This is a genomic window from Caballeronia arvi, from assembly GCF_001544695.2.
Taxonomy (GTDB): domain Bacteria; phylum Pseudomonadota; class Gammaproteobacteria; order Burkholderiales; family Burkholderiaceae; genus Caballeronia; species Caballeronia arvi.
The window spans coordinates 87,520-103,768 of sequence record NZ_FCOM02000027.1 but is presented as its reverse complement, the minus strand read 5'-3'; the positions used below and the strand labels follow the sequence as shown (position 1 = coordinate 103,768).

At 61.3% G+C, this 16,249-nt stretch carries 21 protein-coding genes and 1 tRNA gene; 1 reads left to right on the top strand and 21 read right to left on the bottom strand.

The window, feature by feature from the left end; genetic code table 11:
- Positions 1-254: 254 nt before the first annotated feature.
- From AWB74_RS25845 to AWB74_RS25815, 7 genes are all read right to left on the bottom strand, one after another.
- A tRNA-Thr gene (locus AWB74_RS25845) sits at positions 255-330 on the bottom strand.
- 18 nt (positions 331-348) lie between these two features.
- Positions 349-834 carry a ClpXP protease specificity-enhancing factor gene (locus AWB74_RS25840; protein ID WP_061149511.1) on the bottom strand — a complete coding sequence of 162 codons (486 nt, stop codon included), beginning with the start codon at positions 832-834 and terminating at the stop codon, positions 349-351.
- Positions 835-897: 63 nt separating this feature from the next.
- The gene (locus AWB74_RS25835; RefSeq protein ID WP_014192402.1) at positions 898-1,509 is read right to left on the bottom strand and encodes a glutathione S-transferase N-terminal domain-containing protein; all 612 of its coding nucleotides are present in this window, start codon (positions 1,507-1,509) and stop codon (positions 898-900) included.
- Between the two features lie 94 nt (positions 1,510-1,603).
- Positions 1,604-2,359: a cytochrome c1 gene (locus AWB74_RS25830; RefSeq protein ID WP_061149510.1), complete on the bottom strand. Its 756-nt coding sequence runs from the start codon at positions 2,357-2,359 to the stop codon at positions 1,604-1,606.
- A 23-nt stretch (positions 2,360-2,382) separates the two neighbouring features.
- Positions 2,383-3,765, bottom strand: a complete 1,383-nt coding sequence (locus AWB74_RS25825) for a cytochrome b (RefSeq protein WP_061149509.1) — start codon at positions 3,763-3,765, stop codon at positions 2,383-2,385.
- Positions 3,766-4,386: a ubiquinol-cytochrome c reductase iron-sulfur subunit gene (petA, locus tag AWB74_RS25820; RefSeq protein WP_041730699.1), complete on the bottom strand. Its 621-nt coding sequence runs from the start codon at positions 4,384-4,386 to the stop codon at positions 3,766-3,768.
- 218 nt (positions 4,387-4,604) lie between these two features.
- A complete protein-coding gene (locus tag AWB74_RS25815; RefSeq protein ID WP_061149508.1) occupies positions 4,605-5,351 on the bottom strand; it encodes a Nif3-like dinuclear metal center hexameric protein in 747 nt (248 codons plus the stop codon).
- 20 nt (positions 5,352-5,371) lie between these two features.
- Between AWB74_RS25815 and AWB74_RS25810 the strand changes: the two genes are divergently transcribed.
- Positions 5,372-6,595 carry a S1C family serine protease gene (locus AWB74_RS25810; protein WP_061149507.1) on the top strand — a complete coding sequence of 408 codons (1,224 nt, stop codon included), beginning with the start codon at positions 5,372-5,374 and terminating at the stop codon, positions 6,593-6,595.
- Between the two features lie 97 nt (positions 6,596-6,692).
- Here the strand turns inward: AWB74_RS25810 and tatC are convergent, their stop codons facing one another.
- The 14 genes from tatC to hisD all read right to left on the bottom strand — a co-directional run bounded on the left by tatC (position 6,693) and on the right by hisD (position 16,224).
- Entirely contained in the window at positions 6,693-7,469 is a 777-nt protein-coding gene (gene tatC / locus AWB74_RS25805) for a twin-arginine translocase subunit TatC (protein ID WP_061149506.1), read from the bottom strand.
- Between the two features lie 50 nt (positions 7,470-7,519).
- Positions 7,520-8,050 (bottom strand): Sec-independent protein translocase protein TatB, encoded by a 531-nt coding sequence (gene tatB, locus AWB74_RS25800; RefSeq protein ID WP_061149505.1) that lies wholly within the window; start codon positions 8,048-8,050, stop codon positions 7,520-7,522.
- Between the two features lie 36 nt (positions 8,051-8,086).
- Complete coding sequence (gene tatA / locus AWB74_RS25795) at positions 8,087-8,323, bottom strand: Sec-independent protein translocase subunit TatA (RefSeq protein ID WP_061126099.1); 237 nt, start codon at positions 8,321-8,323, stop codon at positions 8,087-8,089.
- A 150-nt stretch (positions 8,324-8,473) separates the two neighbouring features.
- Positions 8,474-8,836: a histidine triad nucleotide-binding protein gene (locus AWB74_RS25790; RefSeq protein WP_061126100.1), complete on the bottom strand. Its 363-nt coding sequence runs from the start codon at positions 8,834-8,836 to the stop codon at positions 8,474-8,476.
- Between the two features lie 30 nt (positions 8,837-8,866).
- On the bottom strand, positions 8,867-9,259 hold the full coding sequence (locus AWB74_RS25785) for a DUF4870 family protein (protein WP_061149504.1): 393 nt from the start codon (positions 9,257-9,259) through the stop codon (positions 8,867-8,869).
- A gap of 32 nt (positions 9,260-9,291) precedes the next feature.
- Positions 9,292-9,660: a phosphoribosyl-ATP diphosphatase gene (locus AWB74_RS25780; RefSeq protein WP_061126102.1), complete on the bottom strand. Its 369-nt coding sequence runs from the start codon at positions 9,658-9,660 to the stop codon at positions 9,292-9,294.
- Positions 9,657-10,061 (bottom strand): phosphoribosyl-AMP cyclohydrolase, encoded by a 405-nt coding sequence (gene hisI / locus AWB74_RS25775; protein ID WP_061149503.1) that lies wholly within the window; start codon positions 10,059-10,061, stop codon positions 9,657-9,659. Before hisI ends, AWB74_RS25780 begins: the two co-directional genes overlap by 4 nt.
- 4 nt (positions 10,062-10,065) lie before the next feature.
- Positions 10,066-10,839 (bottom strand): imidazole glycerol phosphate synthase subunit HisF, encoded by a 774-nt coding sequence (gene hisF / locus AWB74_RS25770; RefSeq protein ID WP_061149502.1) that lies wholly within the window; start codon positions 10,837-10,839, stop codon positions 10,066-10,068.
- Between the two features lie 78 nt (positions 10,840-10,917).
- Positions 10,918-11,670 (bottom strand): 1-(5-phosphoribosyl)-5-[(5-phosphoribosylamino)methylideneamino]imidazole-4-carboxamide isomerase, encoded by a 753-nt coding sequence (gene hisA / locus AWB74_RS25765; RefSeq protein WP_061149501.1) that lies wholly within the window; start codon positions 11,668-11,670, stop codon positions 10,918-10,920.
- Positions 11,671-11,818: 148 nt separating this feature from the next.
- Positions 11,819-12,460: an imidazole glycerol phosphate synthase subunit HisH gene (gene hisH / locus AWB74_RS25760; protein ID WP_087039194.1), complete on the bottom strand. Its 642-nt coding sequence runs from the start codon at positions 12,458-12,460 to the stop codon at positions 11,819-11,821.
- Positions 12,457-13,077, bottom strand: coding sequence for a YchE family NAAT transporter (locus AWB74_RS25755; RefSeq protein ID WP_061149499.1), 621 nt, complete (start codon positions 13,075-13,077; stop codon positions 12,457-12,459). The genes hisH and AWB74_RS25755 overlap by 4 nt, the downstream gene beginning before the upstream one ends.
- Before the next feature lie 38 nt (positions 13,078-13,115).
- The gene (gene hisB / locus AWB74_RS25750; protein ID WP_061149498.1) at positions 13,116-13,703 is read right to left on the bottom strand and encodes an imidazoleglycerol-phosphate dehydratase HisB; all 588 of its coding nucleotides are present in this window, start codon (positions 13,701-13,703) and stop codon (positions 13,116-13,118) included.
- 32 nt (positions 13,704-13,735) lie between these two features.
- A complete protein-coding gene (hisC, locus tag AWB74_RS25745) occupies positions 13,736-14,809 on the bottom strand; it encodes a histidinol-phosphate transaminase (protein ID WP_061149497.1) in 1,074 nt (357 codons plus the stop codon).
- Positions 14,810-14,901: 92 nt separating this feature from the next.
- The gene (hisD, locus tag AWB74_RS25740; RefSeq protein ID WP_061149496.1) at positions 14,902-16,224 is read right to left on the bottom strand and encodes a histidinol dehydrogenase; all 1,323 of its coding nucleotides are present in this window, start codon (positions 16,222-16,224) and stop codon (positions 14,902-14,904) included.
- Between the last annotated feature and the right edge of the window lie 25 nt (positions 16,225-16,249).

Here is a 16,249-nt window from a genome sequence, read left to right as displayed (position 1 = left end):
CAGAACCGCACTCGCCATCAAGCGCCCACACTTATCGGCTGTTAGTTTTTAAAGAGCACATCGCAAGACCGTCAAACCTGCCTACCGTCTTGCGTCGCTGCGTTGTCTGCAGCAGAGAAACGAGATTATGAAGAACGCTTCGATCACTGTCAACAAGTATTTCGCAACTTCTTAACTTGCTGACTGACCTACTCGTCCAACCGACTTAAAGCAAACGGGTCGTGCAAACATCGCACGACCCGTGCCGTAAATCTTGGTGCCGGCTGCAGGACTCGAACCCGCCACCTGATGATTACAAATCAACTGCTCTACCAGATGAGCTAAGCCGGCGAAGCTCGAGATTCTACTTCATTTGACGACTTTGAGGTGAGACCTCGCGGCCGATTTCGACGCATCGTCGTCGGCGTTCGATTCCGGCTCGTCATGAGAACTCGAACTGGCCGGCTCCTCGATCTGCCGATCACGCTCGACCGGCCGTGACCCAATGGGCGCACTGGCCAAGTCCACGCCCGAATGCGAGGCCGGCTCGACCGGAAACGCCATGCCTTGTCCGTTTTCCCGCGCATAAATGGCGAGCACGTTTGCGACCTGCACTTCGATCTTGTGGGACTTGCCCGAGAAGCGCGCGCTGAACTCGATCCACTCGTTGCCCATCTGCAGTTGGCTCGTCGCCTCGAAACTGATGTTCAACACGATCTCGTCGTTGCGCACGAACTGGCGCGGCACGCGCGTAGCCGCATCGACTCGCACGGCGATGTGGGGCGTAAAGCCATTGTCCGTGCACCACTCATACAGCGCGCGCAACAAATACGGCTTGGTGGAAATCTCTTGCATCAACTTTCCTCTGTCGAAACGCGACCGCGCGAAACCACGCAGCCGCCTTCCAACGCATGCAAACTATCGACGCATCACCTTTTCGGAAGGCGTCAGCGCTTCAATATAAGCCGGGCGGCTGAAGATCCGCTCGGCGTACTTCATCAACGGTGCCGCATTCTTCGACAACTCGATGCCATAGTGATCCAGACGCCACAGCAGCGGCGCGATCGCGACGTCGAGCATCGAAAACTCTTCGCCCAGCATGTACTTGTTCTTCAGGAAGATCGGCGCGAGCTGCGTGAGGCGGTCGCGGATCGCGCCACGCGCCTTCTCGTGATTCTTCTCGGCGGCCTTGCCCTTCTCGTTCTCGAGCGTGCCGACGTGAACGAACAGTTCCTTCTCGAAGTTCAGCAGGAACAGGCGCGCGCGGGCGCGCTGCACCGGATCTGCCGGCATAAGCTGCGGGTGCGGGAAACGCTCGTCGATATATTCGTTGATGATATTCGACTCGTACAGGATCAGGTCGCGCTCGACGAGAATCGGCACCTGTCCGTAAGGGTTCATTACCGCGATGTCTTCCGGCTTGTTGAACAGATCGACGTCGCGGATCTCGAAATCCATGCCCTTTTCGAACAACACCAGCCGGCAGCGCTGGGAGAACGGGCAAGTAGTGCCGGAATACAGAACCATCATGTTTTTAAAGTTCCTTCAGTAAACTCGAAGGGCCGGCCGCGACGCTCCCTTTCCGGGGAACGCCGTCGCGCCGACCCACGCCGTCGAGGGCGCGCTATTTGATATCTTTCCAGTATGCCGCGTTCAGGCGCCACGCGAGGAAACTCAATAGCGCCAGGAACAGCAGAACCCAGACGCCGAGCCGCTTGCGCGTCTGCTGCGCGGGTTCCGACATCCACGACATGTACGAAACGAGATCGGCCACACTCGAATCATAATCCACGGATGACATGGCACCAGGCGTAACCTGAGTGTAACCGACGAACCTTTTTACCTTTTCGCCGGTGTGCTCGTCCGTGTCGGTCTCGAATTTGGCGTCCCGGATACCCTGGAGCGTCCAGAGCACGTGCGGCATCCCGACATTTTCGTACACGCGATTGTTCCAGCCGGTCGGCCGCGTCGGATCGCGGTAGAAACTCCGCAAGTACGTATAGAGCCAATCCTTGCCGCGCGCCCGCGCCTCGACCGACAAATCCGGCGGCGACGCACCGAACCACGCTTTCGCGTCTTCCGGGCGCATCGCGATGGACATCGTGTTGCCGACTTTGTCCGTCGAAAACAGCAGATTGTCCTGGATCTGCTTCTCACTGATGCCGAGATCGGTCAGCCGGTTGTACCGCATCAGATTCGCGCTGTGGCAGTTCAGGCAGTAGTTTACAAAGATTTGCGCGCCGTGCTGCAGAGACGCGAGATTGTCCGAGCTATCGGGCGCGCGGTCGAGCACCGCTTCTTCCTCCGCCTGCACGGGCGCCGCGGCGAACGCGAACAGCACCGCGGCGATGATCGATATTGCAGAGAGCCATTTTTTCATCGTATTTGTCTCCGGACGTGCGCTCAGTGAGGTTTGTAGTGCACTCGCTCGGGCGGCGTCTTGAACTTGCCGCGCGGCGTCCAGAAAGGCATGCCGAGGAAGAATGCGAAGTAGATCAGCGCGCAGATCTGCGCAATCAGCGTCGCGGCCGGCGATGGCGGTCGCGTGCCCAAAAATCCGAGCATCAGGAACGCGAACACGAAAATCGCGTAGAAGACCTTGTGGAACAGCGGCCGATAGCGAATCGACTTCACCGGGCTCCTGTCCAGCCACGGCAGGAAAAACAGCGAAACCACCGCCGTGCCCATCACGACCACGCCCCAGAACTTCGATTCCGTCAGCGCCATGAAGATCAGCACCAGCACGGCGAGCACCGGCAGGCCGAGCCGCCACTTGCCGCGCGCGCGCACGAGCGCGAGCAGGGCAAGCGCCGCGATGACGATCATCAGCACGATCTTGAACGGATCGGTCGTCGCGCGGAGCATCGCGTAGAACGCCGTGAAGTACCACACCGGCGCGATTTCAGGCGGCGTCTGCAGCGGGTTGGCCGGCACGAAGTTGTTCGCTTCGAGGAAGTAGCCACCCATCTCCGGCGCGAAAAAGATGATCGCCGCGAAGATCAGCAGAAACACGCACACGCCCATGAAGTCGTGCACCGAGTAGTACGGATGGAACGGAATGCCGTCGAGCGGAATGCCGTTCGCGTCCTTCTTAGCCTTGATCTCGATGCCATCGGGATTGTTCGAGCCGACTTCATGCAGCGCGACCAGATGCGCGACCACGAGCCCGATCAGCACGAGCGGAATCGCGATCACGTGGAACGCGAAGAAGCGGTTCAGCGTGACATCCGACACGACGTAATCGCCGCGAATCCACAGCGACAGATCCGGGCCGATGAACGGAATCGCGGAGAACAGGTTCACGATCACCTGCGCGCCCCAGAACGACATCTGCCCCCACGGCAGCAGATAGCCGAAGAACGCCTCGGCCATGAGGCATAGGAAGATCGCGCAACCGAAGACCCACACGAGTTCACGCGGCTTGCGGTACGAGCCGTACATCAATCCACGGAACATGTGCAGGTAGACGACGACGAAGAACATCGACGCGCCTGTCGAATGCATGTAGCGGATGAGCCAGCCCCACGGCACCTCGCGCATGATGTACTCGACCGATGCGAACGCGAGCGTCGCATCGGGCTTGTAGTTCATCGTGAGAAAAATGCCCGTGACGATCTGGTTGACCAGCACCAGCAGCGCGAGCGAGCCGAAGAAGTACCAGAAGTTGAAGTTCTTCGGCGCGTAGTATTCGGAGACGTGTTTCTTCCACGTCGACGTCATCGGGAAGCGACGGTCGATCCAGCCGACCAGTCCCGTCGTCTCGACTTCCTTTTCTGCGGTCGCCATTTACGCCTCTCCCTTTTCGTCCTTGCCGATCACGAGTTGCGTCGCGGAAGTGAACATGAACGGCGGAATGTCCAGATTCTGCGGCGCGGGCTTGTTCTTGAAGACGCGGCCGGCCATGTCGTAGGTCGAGCCGTGGCACGGGCAAAGGAAGCCGCCCGGCCAGTTATCGGGGAGATTGGGTTGAGGACCTTCGGTGAAGCGCGGCGTCGGCGTGCAGCCCAGATGCGTGCACACGGCAACCGCCACGAAAATGTTCTTGTGATCGGCACGCGAACGGAACTCGTTGTTGCAGTACTCCGGCAACGGCATCGAGAATTCCATCTTCGATTGCGGGTCGGCCACTTCATTGTCGGCCTTCTTGACGTCGGCCAGCATCTCGTCGGTGCGATTCACGATCCACACCGGTTTGCCGCGCCAGGCGACGGTCATCATGTCGCCGGGCTTGAGTCCGCTGATATCGACCTCGACGGGCGCGCCCGCCGCCTTGGCCTTCGCGGATGGTGCAAACGAGCCTACGAACGGAACCAGCGTCGCCACACCTCCGATTCCGCCTGTTACGGTCGTCGCAATCAGCCAGGTACGGCGGCCGCCGTCGACGCGTTTTTCTTCCTTGTCTCGCATCACACGCCCCACTTCTGAGTTGGATTTATACCGTCACATCAGTTGTTCCGCCGCTAGTGTGCGCGAATGGAGTTGGCATTTACAAGGGCCGACTAGCAAAAATCACTCGAAGTGATTGATGCTTCAGGGTTTTCCCCACGTTTTTCGCGCAATCTCATGAAGCGTTCATTTAAGCCGACTGCCAGCGTCAATAATCGCCGAACGGGCTTAATGGTGCATTAAACCGGATTATCGACATCGATAAAAAGATGTTCGAGATCGAATTGCTCCGATAGATGCGCACCCACTGCCTGCACACCGTAGCACTCCGTCGCGTGATGGCCGGCCGCGATGTACGCGACGCCCGATTCCGCTGCGATGTGCATGGTCTGCTCGGAGACTTCGCCGCTGAGATAAACGTCCGCGCCAGCCGCGATGGCTTCTTCGAAGTAGCCTTGCGCGCCGCCGGTGCACCACGCGACGCGACGCAGTTCCTTGTCCGTATCGCCGAACACGAGCGGCTTTCGGCCGAGCGCGTTTTCGACCATCGCGCTGAAATGCTCGAGCGGGAGCGGCATGCCGAGCGTCGCGACCCAGCCGAGGTCCTGATCGGCAAAACGGGCGTCCGCGATCAGGCCGAGCCGCGCGCCGATCTGCGCGTTGTTGCCCAACTCCGGATGCGAGTCGAGCGGAAGATGATAGGCAAAAAGATTGATGTCGTTGGCGATCAGCGTGCGCAGCCGTCGATGCTTGCGGCCCGTGATCTGCGGCGCCTCGTTGCGCCAGAAGTAGCCGTGATGCACGAGCACGGTATCCGCGCCCCACTCCACAGCGGCTTCCAGAAAGGCCAGCGACGCTGTCACGCCGGTCGCGATCTTGCGCACGCGCCGCGCGCCTTCAACCTGCAGACCGTTCGGGCAATAGTCCTTGAAGCGGCCGATTTCCAGCAGATTGTTCAGATACAATTCGAGTTCGATCCGATCCATGAAATCCTCTATCCCTTTAAATGCTTAGACGCTTCTGGCTATTTTTTGCCCAAGCGGTCACCGTGCTTTTGGCCCTGATGTTCATCATCGCGACCTTGAAACCGCAGTGGCTCCAACGTCAAGGCCAGTTCGGCAAGCAGCTTGCCGAGCCGATCGTCGCATTGCAGGAAGTGGCGCCGAGCATCGGCTCGCGACCGCTCCAGTCGTCCTTTTCGGAAGGCGCGCAAAAGGCGATGCCGGCCGTCGTGAACGTGTTCTCCAGCAAGGACGGCAATCTGCCGCCCGACCCGCGTGCGAAAGACCCGCTGTTCCGCTACTTCTTCGGTGACAAGAACAAGCGCAAGAGCGACGAGCCGCCGGCGTCGAATCTCGGCTCCGGTGTCATCGTCAGCTCGGAAGGTTACATTCTAACGAACCAGCATGTCGTCGACGGTGCGGATCAGATCGAAGTCGCCCTCGCCGATGGCCGCACGTCGAGCGCAAAGGTGATCGGCGTCGATCCGGAAACCGACCTCGCCGTACTCAAGATCAACATGACCAACCTGCCGAGCATCACGCTCGGGCGGATGGATCAGACGCGCGTGGGCGATGTCGTGCTCGCGATCGGCAATCCGTTCGGCGTCGGTCAGACGGTCACGATGGGCATCGTGAGCGCGCTCGGGCGCAATCATCTCGGCATCAACACGTTCGAAAACTTCATCCAGACCGACGCGGCGATCAACCCCGGCAATTCGGGCGGCGCATTGGTCGACGTGAACGGCAATCTGCTCGGCATCAACACGGCGATCTATTCGCGCAGTGGCGGTTCGCTGGGCATCGGCTTCGCGATTCCCGTGTCGACCGCGCGCAGCGTGCTGGAAAGCATCATCACGACCGGCACCGTGACGCGCGGCTGGATCGGCGTGGAGCCGCAGGACGTGACACCTGAAATCGCCGAATCGTTCGGGCTCGACCAGAAGTCCGGCGCGATCGTCGCGGGCGTGCTGCAGGGCGGCCCGGCGGACAAGGCGGGCATCAAGCCGGGCGACATCCTCGTGTCCATCAACGACGACACGATCACCGATACGACGCGTCTCTTGAACGTCGTCGCGCAGATCAAGCCGGGCACGTCCGTGAAGGTTCATCTGATGCGCAAGAACAAGGAACTCGACGTCAGCGTGATGATCGGCAAACGTCCCGCGCCGCCGCGCGCGCCGCAGATGCCGGATGAAGACGGCGATCAGGGCGACCAGAGCGACGAGTAAGTCGCCGCTGTCCGGAAAGCAAAAAGGCAGCTTCGATCGGATCGAAGCTGCCTTTTTTGTATCTCATCGACGCGACAATTAGTCGCACCCGCCACCGCTATTCTGCCGCGGCTTCCTCACTCTTGATCTGTTCCTTGCCGATCACCAGCCGCGCCGCGATGATGCCCAACTCATAAAGAATGACGAGCGGAATCGCGAGAATCAGCTGCGAGAAGACATCGGGAGGCGTGACGACCGCCGAAATCACGAAAGCGCCGACGATCACATATGGACGAATCTGCTTGAGCTTCGCGATCGACACGACGCCCATGCGCGCGAGCAGCACGACGACGATCGGCACCTCAAACGTCACGCCGAACGCGATAAACATCGTCAGCACGAAGCTCAGGTAATTGTCGATATCCGTCGTCATTTCCGCGCCGAGCGGCGCGTTGTAATGCGCCATCACGCGGAAGATAGTCGGGAACACGACGAAATACGCGAACGCCATGCCGCACAGGAACAGCGAATAGCTGCTGAACACGAGCGGCCCGACGAGTTTCTTCTCGTGCTGATACAGGCCCGGCGCGACGAACGCCCAGATCTGATACAGCACGAACGGCAGCGCGATGACGAACGCGACGAGCATTGTCACTTTCATCGGCACGAAGAACGAGCCGGTGACGTCGGTGACGATCATCTTGCCGTCGGCCGGCAGGTTTTGCATCAGCGGGCGAGCCAGCAGTTTGAAGATGTCCGGCGCCCAGTACACCAGCGCGACGAACACGACGATGACCGAAGCGCCCGCGCGAATGATGCGATCGCGCAATTCGACCAGATGCGAAATGAACGTCTCTTCGACGGGCTCTTCTTTGGATTGTTGCGGGTCGCTCACGCCGGCCCTCGGTTGATCATGGAAGGAATGGGGATCGAAGCGCGGCTCGCTCAGAAGAAGCGGGTCTGCCGGCGCAGCGTGGCGGGTGTATGGCGAGCGACGCGCGCCGCGCCCGACTGAACCCGCGTGCGGCGCGCGGTGGTGCGCTTGTACCAGTTGGGAATCGCGCTCTGCTTGACGCGCCAGTTCTTGCGCTTGGTCGACGCTGATGACGGCGTGCTGGCCCAAGGCTTGTCCGATGCGGCGCTATCCGTGGATTCCGTCTCGCCGCCCGCGATGCTCGGCGCGACCGACGTGCCTTCCTTCCACGCATCGTTCAATTCGGACTCGTGGCGCTTGAGCGTATCGTGAATCGACGACTGGACGTTCGTCGCCGCCGTTTCGAACTCGGTGCGCATTTTCTTCAGCTCGTCGAGCTCCATCTCACGCGCCACTTCCGACTTGACGTCGTTGATGTAGCGCTGAGCGCGCCCAAAGAGCGCACCCGCCGTGCGTGCGACGCCTGGCAGGCGCTCCGGCCCGAGGACCACCAGCGCCACGACGCCGATGACCGCCATTTTGGTCAGACCGAGATCGAGCATTGAACGAGAAGTGGATGGTTGCGGTCGGCGGCCGGATTAACGGTAGTCGCCCGAGCGGGACTTGTCCTTCGCTTCGACGTCCACCGCGCCGTTACGCGGCAGTTCGCGCTGATCGGCCGAATTCGCCGGCGTTTCGCCATCGCGCATGCCTTCCTTGAAACCCTTCACCGCGCCGCCCAGATCGCCGCCGATATTGCGCAGTTTCTTCGTGCCGAAGACGAGCGCCACGATCAACAAGACGATCAACCAATGCCAAATGCTTAACGAACCCATGATAAAACTCTCCGTGATTCCGCCCCGAATTGGGTACCGGGGACGGAAGGTCGGCCTTTCGACCCAGGCCGAGGCATCGCCTCAGCTTCAACTATTGATTTTGCTCGCCCAATATTTCATTGGAAAGGAGAATGCCGACAAAAATGCGGCTTACCCCATTCGGCGCCACGGGCGCTCGCCGGCTAACAAATGCGCGTGGATGTGATACACCTCCTGCCCGCCGCCCGGTCCGGTATTAATTACCGTGCGAAAGCCCGTGTCGCCCCCCGTGTAGGACACACCCAAGTCTTTCGCCAACCTTCCAACGAGACTCACCATTCTACCAAGCAGCGGACTGTCACTTTCTGTGCAGTGAGAAAGTGTTTCAATATGCTTCCGCGGGATCACCAGCACATGCACCGGCGCAGCAGGGTTGATGTCGTTGAACGCGACAAATTCATCGTCTTCGTAGACTTTCGTGCTCGGAAGCTGTCCGGAAGCGATCCGGCAAAAAATACAGTTGTCTTGGCTCATGGACTTGACGGATTTCGTTGTCGGATGTGATTAGAACCACGCGGTCGGTTCGAGCGTCTTGCTTTCGTAAAGAAAGAGCCAGCCCTTGATTATCCGATACAGCGTCCAGACCCACGTCGCGCCGATGATCAGGAAGCCGAGGCCGAAAACCCAAATCAGGGCGAATCCGACGATGTGCCCGAGCAGCGACCACCAGAACGTGCGAATCTGCCAGGTGAAGTGATCCGCGAACGGCGTGCCTTCGGCATCGCTGCGCTTGACGTAGTTGAGGATGATGGCGACGAGGCCGGTGAGTCCGCCCGTCAGCCAGTAGACCGCATACAGCGCGTACAGCACATGCGTGAACGTGCGCATGCTGCGCAGCCGTTCCGGATCGGATGAATTCTGAACGACAGGCGGATAGGGTTCGTACGGCCGGTTCATGCTTTAACTCCTTCGCGGGTGCGAGACGCTCGTCAGCCGCCGTTTTGCTCGCGCTCGCGCGACTTGCGCAGCGCCTTCTCTTCGATCCCCGACAAGCCTTCGCGGCGCTCGAGTTCGGCGATGACGTCGGCGGGACTCAGGTCGAAATGCGACAGCGTCACGAGACAATGAAACCACAAATCGGCGACCTCGCTGACCAGTGCTTTCGGTGCGCCGCCGTGGCGCGCGTCCTTCGCGGCGAGCACGACTTCCGTCGCTTCCTCGCCGATCTTCTTCAGGATCGCATCGTCACCTTTGTGAAAGAGTCGGGAAACGTAGGATTGTTCCGGATCGCCGCCCTTGCGGCTGTCGATGATCGCGGCGAGTCGCAACAGCGTGTCCAGCGTGGTGGCTTGCGTCATTTGTAGATGCTTTCTGGGTCTTTCAACACGGGTTCGACGGCGACCCACTCGCCGTTCTCGGCCGTGCCTTCGAATTTCTGGAAAAAACAGGAATGGCGTCCGGTGTGGCACGCGATACCCGACACCTGTTCGACCTTGAGCAGCACGACGTCTTCGTCGCAATCGAGGCGCACGTCGTGCACGTGCTGCACGTGGCCCGATTCCTCGCCCTTGAACCACAGGCGCTGACGCGAACGCGAAAAATACACCGCGCGCTTCAGTTCGATGGTCTTCGCGAGCGCCTCGCGATTCATCCACGCGAACATCAGCACGTCGTTGGTCGATGCTTCCTGCGCGATCACCGGCACGAGGCCGTTCGCGTCCCACTTAACTTTGTCGAGCCAGTCGGCTTGCGCGTTCATCGGCTTACGTCCTCACCGAAATGCCCTGATCGGCCATGAAGCGCTTCGCTTCGCCGATCGTGTGCTCGCCGTAATGGAAAATGCTCGCGGCGAGCACCGCGTCCGCGTGACCTTCGACGATGCCGTCCGCCAGGTGCTGCAAGTTGCCGACACCGCCCGACGCGATCACCGGCACCGGCACCGCGTCCGACACGGCGCGCGTCAACGCCAGGTCGAAGCCGGCCTTGGTGCCGTCACGGTCCATGCTGGTGAGCAGGATTTCGCCCGCGCCATATTCGGCCATCTTGCGCGCCCATTCGATCGCGTCGATGCCGGTCGCCTTGCGGCCGCCGTGCGTGAAGACTTCCCAGCGCGGCGCTTCACCTTCGGCCGACACGCGTTTCGCATCGATTGCGACGACGATGCATTGCGAGCCGTGCTTGTCCGACGCGTCGCGCACGAGTTGCGGATTCGCCACCGCCGACGAATTCATGCTGATCTTGTCCGCGCCCGCGTTCAGCAGGCGCCGCACGTCTTCGACCGCGCGCACGCCGCCGCCGACCGTCAGCGGAATGAACACCTGCGACGCCACCGATTCGATGATCGGCAGGATCAGATCGCGTTGATCGGACGTGGCGGTGATGTCGAGGAACGTGAGTTCATCGGCGCCCTGATCGTCGTAGCGCCGCGCGATTTCGACGGGATCGCCCGCGTCGCGCAATTCGACGAAGTTGACGCCCTTCACGACGCGGCCAGCGGTCACGTCGAGACAGGGAATGATGCGTTTTGCGAGAGCCATTTTCTGTGCCGATACGAAGTAGTAGCAGCCGGAAGGCGAGTAAAGAACCGCCCGGCCATGCTCGCGCCGCGAGAAGATTTACGCGCCGTCCGGTTCGCGCAGCACGTCGGCGCGTGTCTGGGCGGCCGTGAAATCGAGATCGCCCGAGTAGATCGCGCGGCCGCAGATCACGCCTTCGACGCCTTCGTCCTCGACTTCGCAGAGCGATTCGATATCCGCGATGTTCGACAGCCCGCCGCTCGCGATCACCGGAATTTTCACCGCCCGCGCGAGGCGCACGGTCGCGTCGATGTTGATGCCCTGAAGCATGCCGTCGCGGCCGATGTCCGTATAAATAATCGATTCGCAGCCGTAGTCCTCGAACTTGCGGGCGAGATCCACGACTTCGTGACCCGTCAGCTTGCTCCAGCCGTCGGTGGCGACCTTGCCGTCTTTCGCGTCCAGCCCGACGATGATATGGCCGCCGAACGCACTGCACGCGTCGCGCAGGAAGCCCGGATTCTTGACCGCCGCCGTGCCGATGATCACGAACGACAAACCGTCGTCGAGATAGCGCTCGATGGTTTCCAAATCGCGGATGCCGCCGCCCAGCTGCACGGGAATCTCGCTGCCCACTTCTTCGATGATCGCGCGGATCGCGTCGCCGTTTCTCGGCTTGCCAGCGAAGGCGCCGTTCAGATCGACCAGATGCAGCCGTCGCGCGCCGCGATCGACCCAATGTCGGGCCATTGCTGCAGGATCTTCTGAAAAAATGGTCGCCTGGTCCATATCGCCCTGTTTGAGGCGCACGCACTGACCGTCCTTAAGATCGATGGCCGGAATGAGCAGCATAGGTATCGCGTATTTTCGGGGTGAAGTTGATCAAAACGGCGCGCGTGCGGTCTTTCTTGCCTCTCGCGCCGTCTCGCTAGTGTAGTACAAGTCTTGCAACGGTCATGCGCCCGTCGTAATAGGCGAAAACGCTAGCGGGCACGCCATTTCACGGGTTCCAGTGCACGAAATTGCGGTACAGGCGCAATCCGGCGTCCGCGCTCTTTTCCGGATGAAACTGGGTCGCGAAGATATTGTCACGCGCCACCGCCGACGCAAATGCGCTGCCATACACGGTTTCGCCGGATGTGTGCGCCGGATTGTCCGGTACCACGTAATAGCTGTGCACGAAGTAGAAGAACGCGCCGTCCGCGACGCCGTCCCATATCGGGTGCGCCTGGGTCTGGCGCACGCGGTTCCAGCCCATCTGCGGCACCTTGAAGCGCGATCCGTCGTCCTGCAGGAGACCGTCGAGCTGGAAGCGCACGACCTTGCCCGGCAGCAGACCGAGGCCTTTGGTGTCGCCTTCCTCGCTCCAGTCGAAGAGCATCTGCTCGCCGACGCATACACCGAGCATCGGTTTTTCGCGCGCCGCCTGCATCAGTGCTTCCTGCAGGCCGGAATCGGCCAGATGGCCCATGCAGTCGCGCATCGCGCCCTGGCCCGGCAGCACGACGCGATCCGCCGCGTGGATGCCTTGCGGCTGATCGACGATCGCCACGTTCGCGTCGGGTGCAGCCTTTTTCAGCGCCTGATAGACCGAGCGCAGGTTGCCCATTCCGTAATCAACAATCGCAATCGAAGTATTCATTTCAAAGATGGCATCAAGGCCTTCAACCCGTTGACGATGAACTCCACCGCCAGCGCGGACAACATCAAACCCATGAGACGCGTGCCGATATTGATCCCGGTGCGCCCGACCACGCGCGCGATCGGCTCGGCGAGATTCAGCGCGCCGAAGCACAGCCCCGCGATGATCGCGCCCAGCACGACGAGTCCGAAACGGTCATACCAGTGCTGCGCATTGGCAGCATAGACGATCACCGTGCTGATCGAGCCGGGACCGGTCAGCAGCGGAATCGCGAGCGGCACGACCGCGATGCTGTTGCGCTCCTCGGCTTCCATGCGTTCTTCGGGCGTCGAGCGCGCGTTGCCGACCTGCGCGTTCAACATGCTGATCGCCATGAGCAGCATGATGATGCCGCCGCCCACTTCGAACGATCCGACCGATATGCCGAAGAACGCGATGATCTGCTGCCCGAGCAGCGCGGTCACCGCGATCACGCAGAACACCGAAATGGACGCGACGCGAATCGTATTGCGCCGTTCGATGTCCGACTGCTGCGCGGTCAGGCTGAGAAAAAACGGTATCGCGCCGATCGGATTGATCAGCGCGAGCAGCGATATGAACGACTTGAACAGATCCATCGTAAGCCCGGCGCGCGCGCCGGATCAGAGCCGGCGAGTCAGAGACTGCCTTTGGTCGACGGAATTTGCCCCACGGCGCGTTCATCGACTTCGCACGCCATACGCAGCGCGCGGCCGAACGCTTTGAACACGGTTTCGACCTGATGGTGCGCGTTGATGCCGCGCAGATTGTCGATATGCAGCGTCACGCCCGCGTGATTCACGAATCCGCGGAAGAATTCGATGGTGAGATCGACGTCGAACGTGCCGATGCGCGCGCGCGTGAACGGCACATGAAATTCGAGACCCGGACGGCCGGAAAAATCGATCACGACGCGCGACAGCGCTTCGTCGAGCGGCACGTACGAATGCCCATAGCGGCGAATACCCTTGCGGTCGCCGATAGCCTTCGCCACCGCCTGACCGAGCGTGATGCCGGTGTCCTCGACGGTATGGTGATCGTCGATATGGAGGTCGCCATGCGCTTCGACATCGAGATCGATGAGCCCGTGACGGGCGATCTGGTCGAGCATGTGATCGAGGAACGGGACGCCGGTGGCGAGCTTCTGCTTGCCGGTGCCGTCCAGATCGAGCTTCACACGGATCTGCGTTTCGCTGGTGTTGCGAACGACTTCCGCAATGCGCATTTTGATTCCTTGAGACTTGATCGTTGTGGGGTTCAGTGTGGCGCGAGCTTTTTCAACGCCGCGACCATGTGCGCGTTTTCTTCGGCCGTGCCGACCGTCAAACGTATGCAGTTGGCGAGCAATGGATGCATTTTACCCACGTTTTTGATCAAAACCCGCGAAGTCAGAAGGGTTTCGAAAGCAACGGCCGCGTCCGGAACGCGCACAAGCAGGAAATTGCCCGCGCTCGGAAAAACCGTCATGCCCGGCAGCGCGGCGACTTCGCGCGCCAGTTGCGTGCGTTGCGCGCGCAGCTCGGCGGCCTGCGCGTCGAGCACGTCGAGGTGATCGAGCAGGAAATCCGCGGTGGCTTGCGTCAACACGTTGATGTTGTAGGGCGGGCGCACCTTGTCGAACTGCATGATCCACGAAGGCCGGCCGGCCATGTAGCCGAGGCGGATGCCCGCGAGTCCGAGCTTCGAGACCGTGCGCATCACGACGACGTTGTCGAAGTCCGCCGCGCGCGGCATCCAGCTCTTTTCCGCGAACGGCTGATAGGCCTCGTCGATCACGACCAGACTCTTCGATGCCGCCGCGATCACGCGTTCGATGTCGGCGTCGTCGTAGAGCGTGCCGGTCGGGTTGTTCGGATACGCGAGGTAGACGAGCGCGGGCGCGTGCTCGCCGATGGCGGCGATGAGCGCGTCGGCGTCGAGCGTGAAGTCGGCCTTCAGCGGCACGCCGATGAACTCGAGATGCGCCAACTTCGCCGACATTTCGTACATCACGAAGCCCGGCGTCGGCGCCACCACCTTCGCGCCCGGCGTCGAGCACGCGACCGACATCATGCTGATCAACTCGTCCGAGCCGTTGCCGAGCAGCACATCGCAGGCTTCGGGAACGTGCATCGCGCGCTTGATCTTCGCGAGCAGCTCCGCCGGACGCGGCGCCGGATAGCGATTCAACGCCACGCCCGCGAGATGCACGCCGAGGCGTTCGGCCAGATCGGCGGGCAGCGTGGAGGGATTTTCCATCGCGTCGAGCTTGATCAGCCCCGTGGCGTCGGGCACGGGATAGCTCGTCATCGCGAGTACGTCGGGACGAATGATGTCTTGGGCTGTCGTCATGATTTCCCGGCGCTCTCTCGCCGGATATGAGCGGCGGCTCTCAGGCCGCCTCGTTCGATGGGCTCGGCTTAGCGTAAGCCGATATTTATCAGTCAGCCGATATTTTTCATTCGGTATTCGGCGCTCTTCGCGTGCGCCTGCAGGCCTTCACCGTACGCCAGTTCCGCCGCGATTTCGCCGAGCGTCTGCGCGCCGTCCGCGCTCACTTCGATCACGCTCGAACGCTTCATAAAATCGTAGACGCCGAGTGGCGACGAGAAACGCGCCGTGCGCGAAGTGGGCAGCACGTGGTTCGGGCCCGCGCAGTAGTCGCCGAGGCTCTCGCTCGTATAGCGGCCGAGGAACATCGCGCCTGCGTTGTGAATCTGCGCGGCCCACTGATGCGGATCGAGCGCGGAAATTTCGAGGTGCTCCGGCGCGATGTCGTTCGCGATCGCGCACGCTTCGCTCATGTCCTTCACCTTGATGAGCGCGCCGCGGTCTTCGAGCGAACGCTGGATGACTTCGCGGCGCGGCATCGCAGGCAGCAGTTCGACGATCGCATCTTCGACGCGCTGAATGAAGTCATCGTCGGGACACAGCAGAATGGATTGCGCAAGCTCGTCGTGCTCGGCTTGCGAAAAGAGATCCATCGCGACCCAGCGCGGATCGGTGGTGGCGTCGCAAATCACGAGAATCTCGGACGGCCCCGCGATCATGTCGATGCCGACCGTACCGAACACGCGACGCTTCGCCGACGCGACATACGCATTGCCCGGGCCGCAGATCTTGTCGACGGCGGGCACCGTTTGCGTGCCGTACGCGAGCGCGGCCACGGCCTGCGCGCCGCCGATCGTGAACACGCGGTCCACGCCGCCGAGCAGCGCCGCCGCGAGCACGAGCGGATTCTTCACGCCGTCCGGCGTCGGCACGACCATCACGATTTCCTTCACGCCCGCGACGCGCGCCGGAATCGCATTCATCAGCACCGACGACGGATACGCCGCCTTGCCGCCCGGCACATAGATGCCCGCGCGATCGAGCGGCGTGACTTTCTGGCCGAGCACTGTGCCGTCGGCTTCGGTGTATTGCCAGCTATGGCTGCCGCACTCGATGCGTTGCTTCTCGTGATAGCCGCGCACGCGCGCCGCCGCCGCTTCGAGGGCCGCGCGGCGCTTGGGTTCCAGACCTTCGAGCGCCGCTTCCATTTCCGACAGCGGCAGCTCGAGCGCCGCGACGCTCGCAGCCTTCAGGCGATCGAACTTGTTGGTGTATTCCAGCACGGCCTGATCGCCGCGCGCTTTGACATCCGCGAGAATCTGCGCGACCGAGCGCTCGATCGCTTCGTCTTCGCTTGCCTCGAATGCGAGGACCGCCCGCAGCGCCTTGTGAAAACCATCGGCGCTGGAATCGAGTTTGCGAATCTTGATAGACATGCTGGTTTTCCGTTTTGCTTGTGGC

Excerpts from the sequence above, each read along its gene's own strand:
- tatB (WP_061149505.1), bottom strand. The coding sequence starts at position 8,050 with ATGCTCGATCTCGGTCTGACCAAAATGGCGGTCATCGGCGTCGTGGCG.
- AWB74_RS25840 (WP_061149511.1), bottom strand. The coding sequence starts at position 834 with ATGCAAGAGATTTCCACCAAGCCGTATTTGTTGCGCGCGCTGTATGAG.
- hisA (WP_061149501.1), bottom strand. The coding sequence starts at position 11,670 with ATGCTGCTCATTCCGGCCATCGATCTTAAGGACGGTCAGTGCGTGCGC.
- AWB74_RS25785 (WP_061149504.1), bottom strand. The coding sequence starts at position 9,259 with ATGAACCGGCCGTACGAACCCTATCCGCCTGTCGTTCAGAATTCATCC.
- AWB74_RS25830 (WP_061149510.1), bottom strand. The coding sequence starts at position 2,359 with ATGAAAAAATGGCTCTCTGCAATATCGATCATCGCCGCGGTGCTGTTC.
- hisH (WP_087039194.1), bottom strand. The coding sequence starts at position 12,460 with ATGAATACTTCGATTGCGATTGTTGATTACGGAATGGGCAACCTGCGC.
- AWB74_RS25780 (WP_061126102.1), bottom strand. The coding sequence starts at position 9,660 with ATGACGCAAGCCACCACGCTGGACACGCTGTTGCGACTCGCCGCGATC.
- AWB74_RS25810 (WP_061149507.1), top strand. The coding sequence starts at position 5,372 with ATGCTTAGACGCTTCTGGCTATTTTTTGCCCAAGCGGTCACCGTGCTT.
- hisD (WP_061149496.1), bottom strand. The coding sequence starts at position 16,224 with ATGTCTATCAAGATTCGCAAACTCGATTCCAGCGCCGATGGTTTTCAC.
- petA (WP_041730699.1), bottom strand. The coding sequence starts at position 4,386 with ATGCGAGACAAGGAAGAAAAACGCGTCGACGGCGGCCGCCGTACCTGG.
- AWB74_RS25790 (WP_061126100.1), bottom strand. The coding sequence starts at position 8,836 with ATGAGCCAAGACAACTGTATTTTTTGCCGGATCGCTTCCGGACAGCTT.
- hisI (WP_061149503.1), bottom strand. The coding sequence starts at position 10,061 with ATGAACGCGCAAGCCGACTGGCTCGACAAAGTTAAGTGGGACGCGAAC.
- hisF (WP_061149502.1), bottom strand. The coding sequence starts at position 10,839 with ATGGCTCTCGCAAAACGCATCATTCCCTGTCTCGACGTGACCGCTGGC.
- AWB74_RS25835 (WP_014192402.1), bottom strand. The coding sequence starts at position 1,509 with ATGATGGTTCTGTATTCCGGCACTACTTGCCCGTTCTCCCAGCGCTGC.
- AWB74_RS25755 (WP_061149499.1), bottom strand. The coding sequence starts at position 13,077 with ATGGATCTGTTCAAGTCGTTCATATCGCTGCTCGCGCTGATCAATCCG.
- AWB74_RS25815 (WP_061149508.1), bottom strand. The coding sequence starts at position 5,351 with ATGGATCGGATCGAACTCGAATTGTATCTGAACAATCTGCTGGAAATC.
- AWB74_RS25825 (WP_061149509.1), bottom strand. The coding sequence starts at position 3,765 with ATGGCGACCGCAGAAAAGGAAGTCGAGACGACGGGACTGGTCGGCTGG.
- tatA (WP_061126099.1), bottom strand. The coding sequence starts at position 8,323 with ATGGGTTCGTTAAGCATTTGGCATTGGTTGATCGTCTTGTTGATCGTG.
- hisB (WP_061149498.1), bottom strand. The coding sequence starts at position 13,703 with ATGCGCATTGCGGAAGTCGTTCGCAACACCAGCGAAACGCAGATCCGT.
- hisC (WP_061149497.1), bottom strand. The coding sequence starts at position 14,809 with ATGACGACAGCCCAAGACATCATTCGTCCCGACGTACTCGCGATGACG.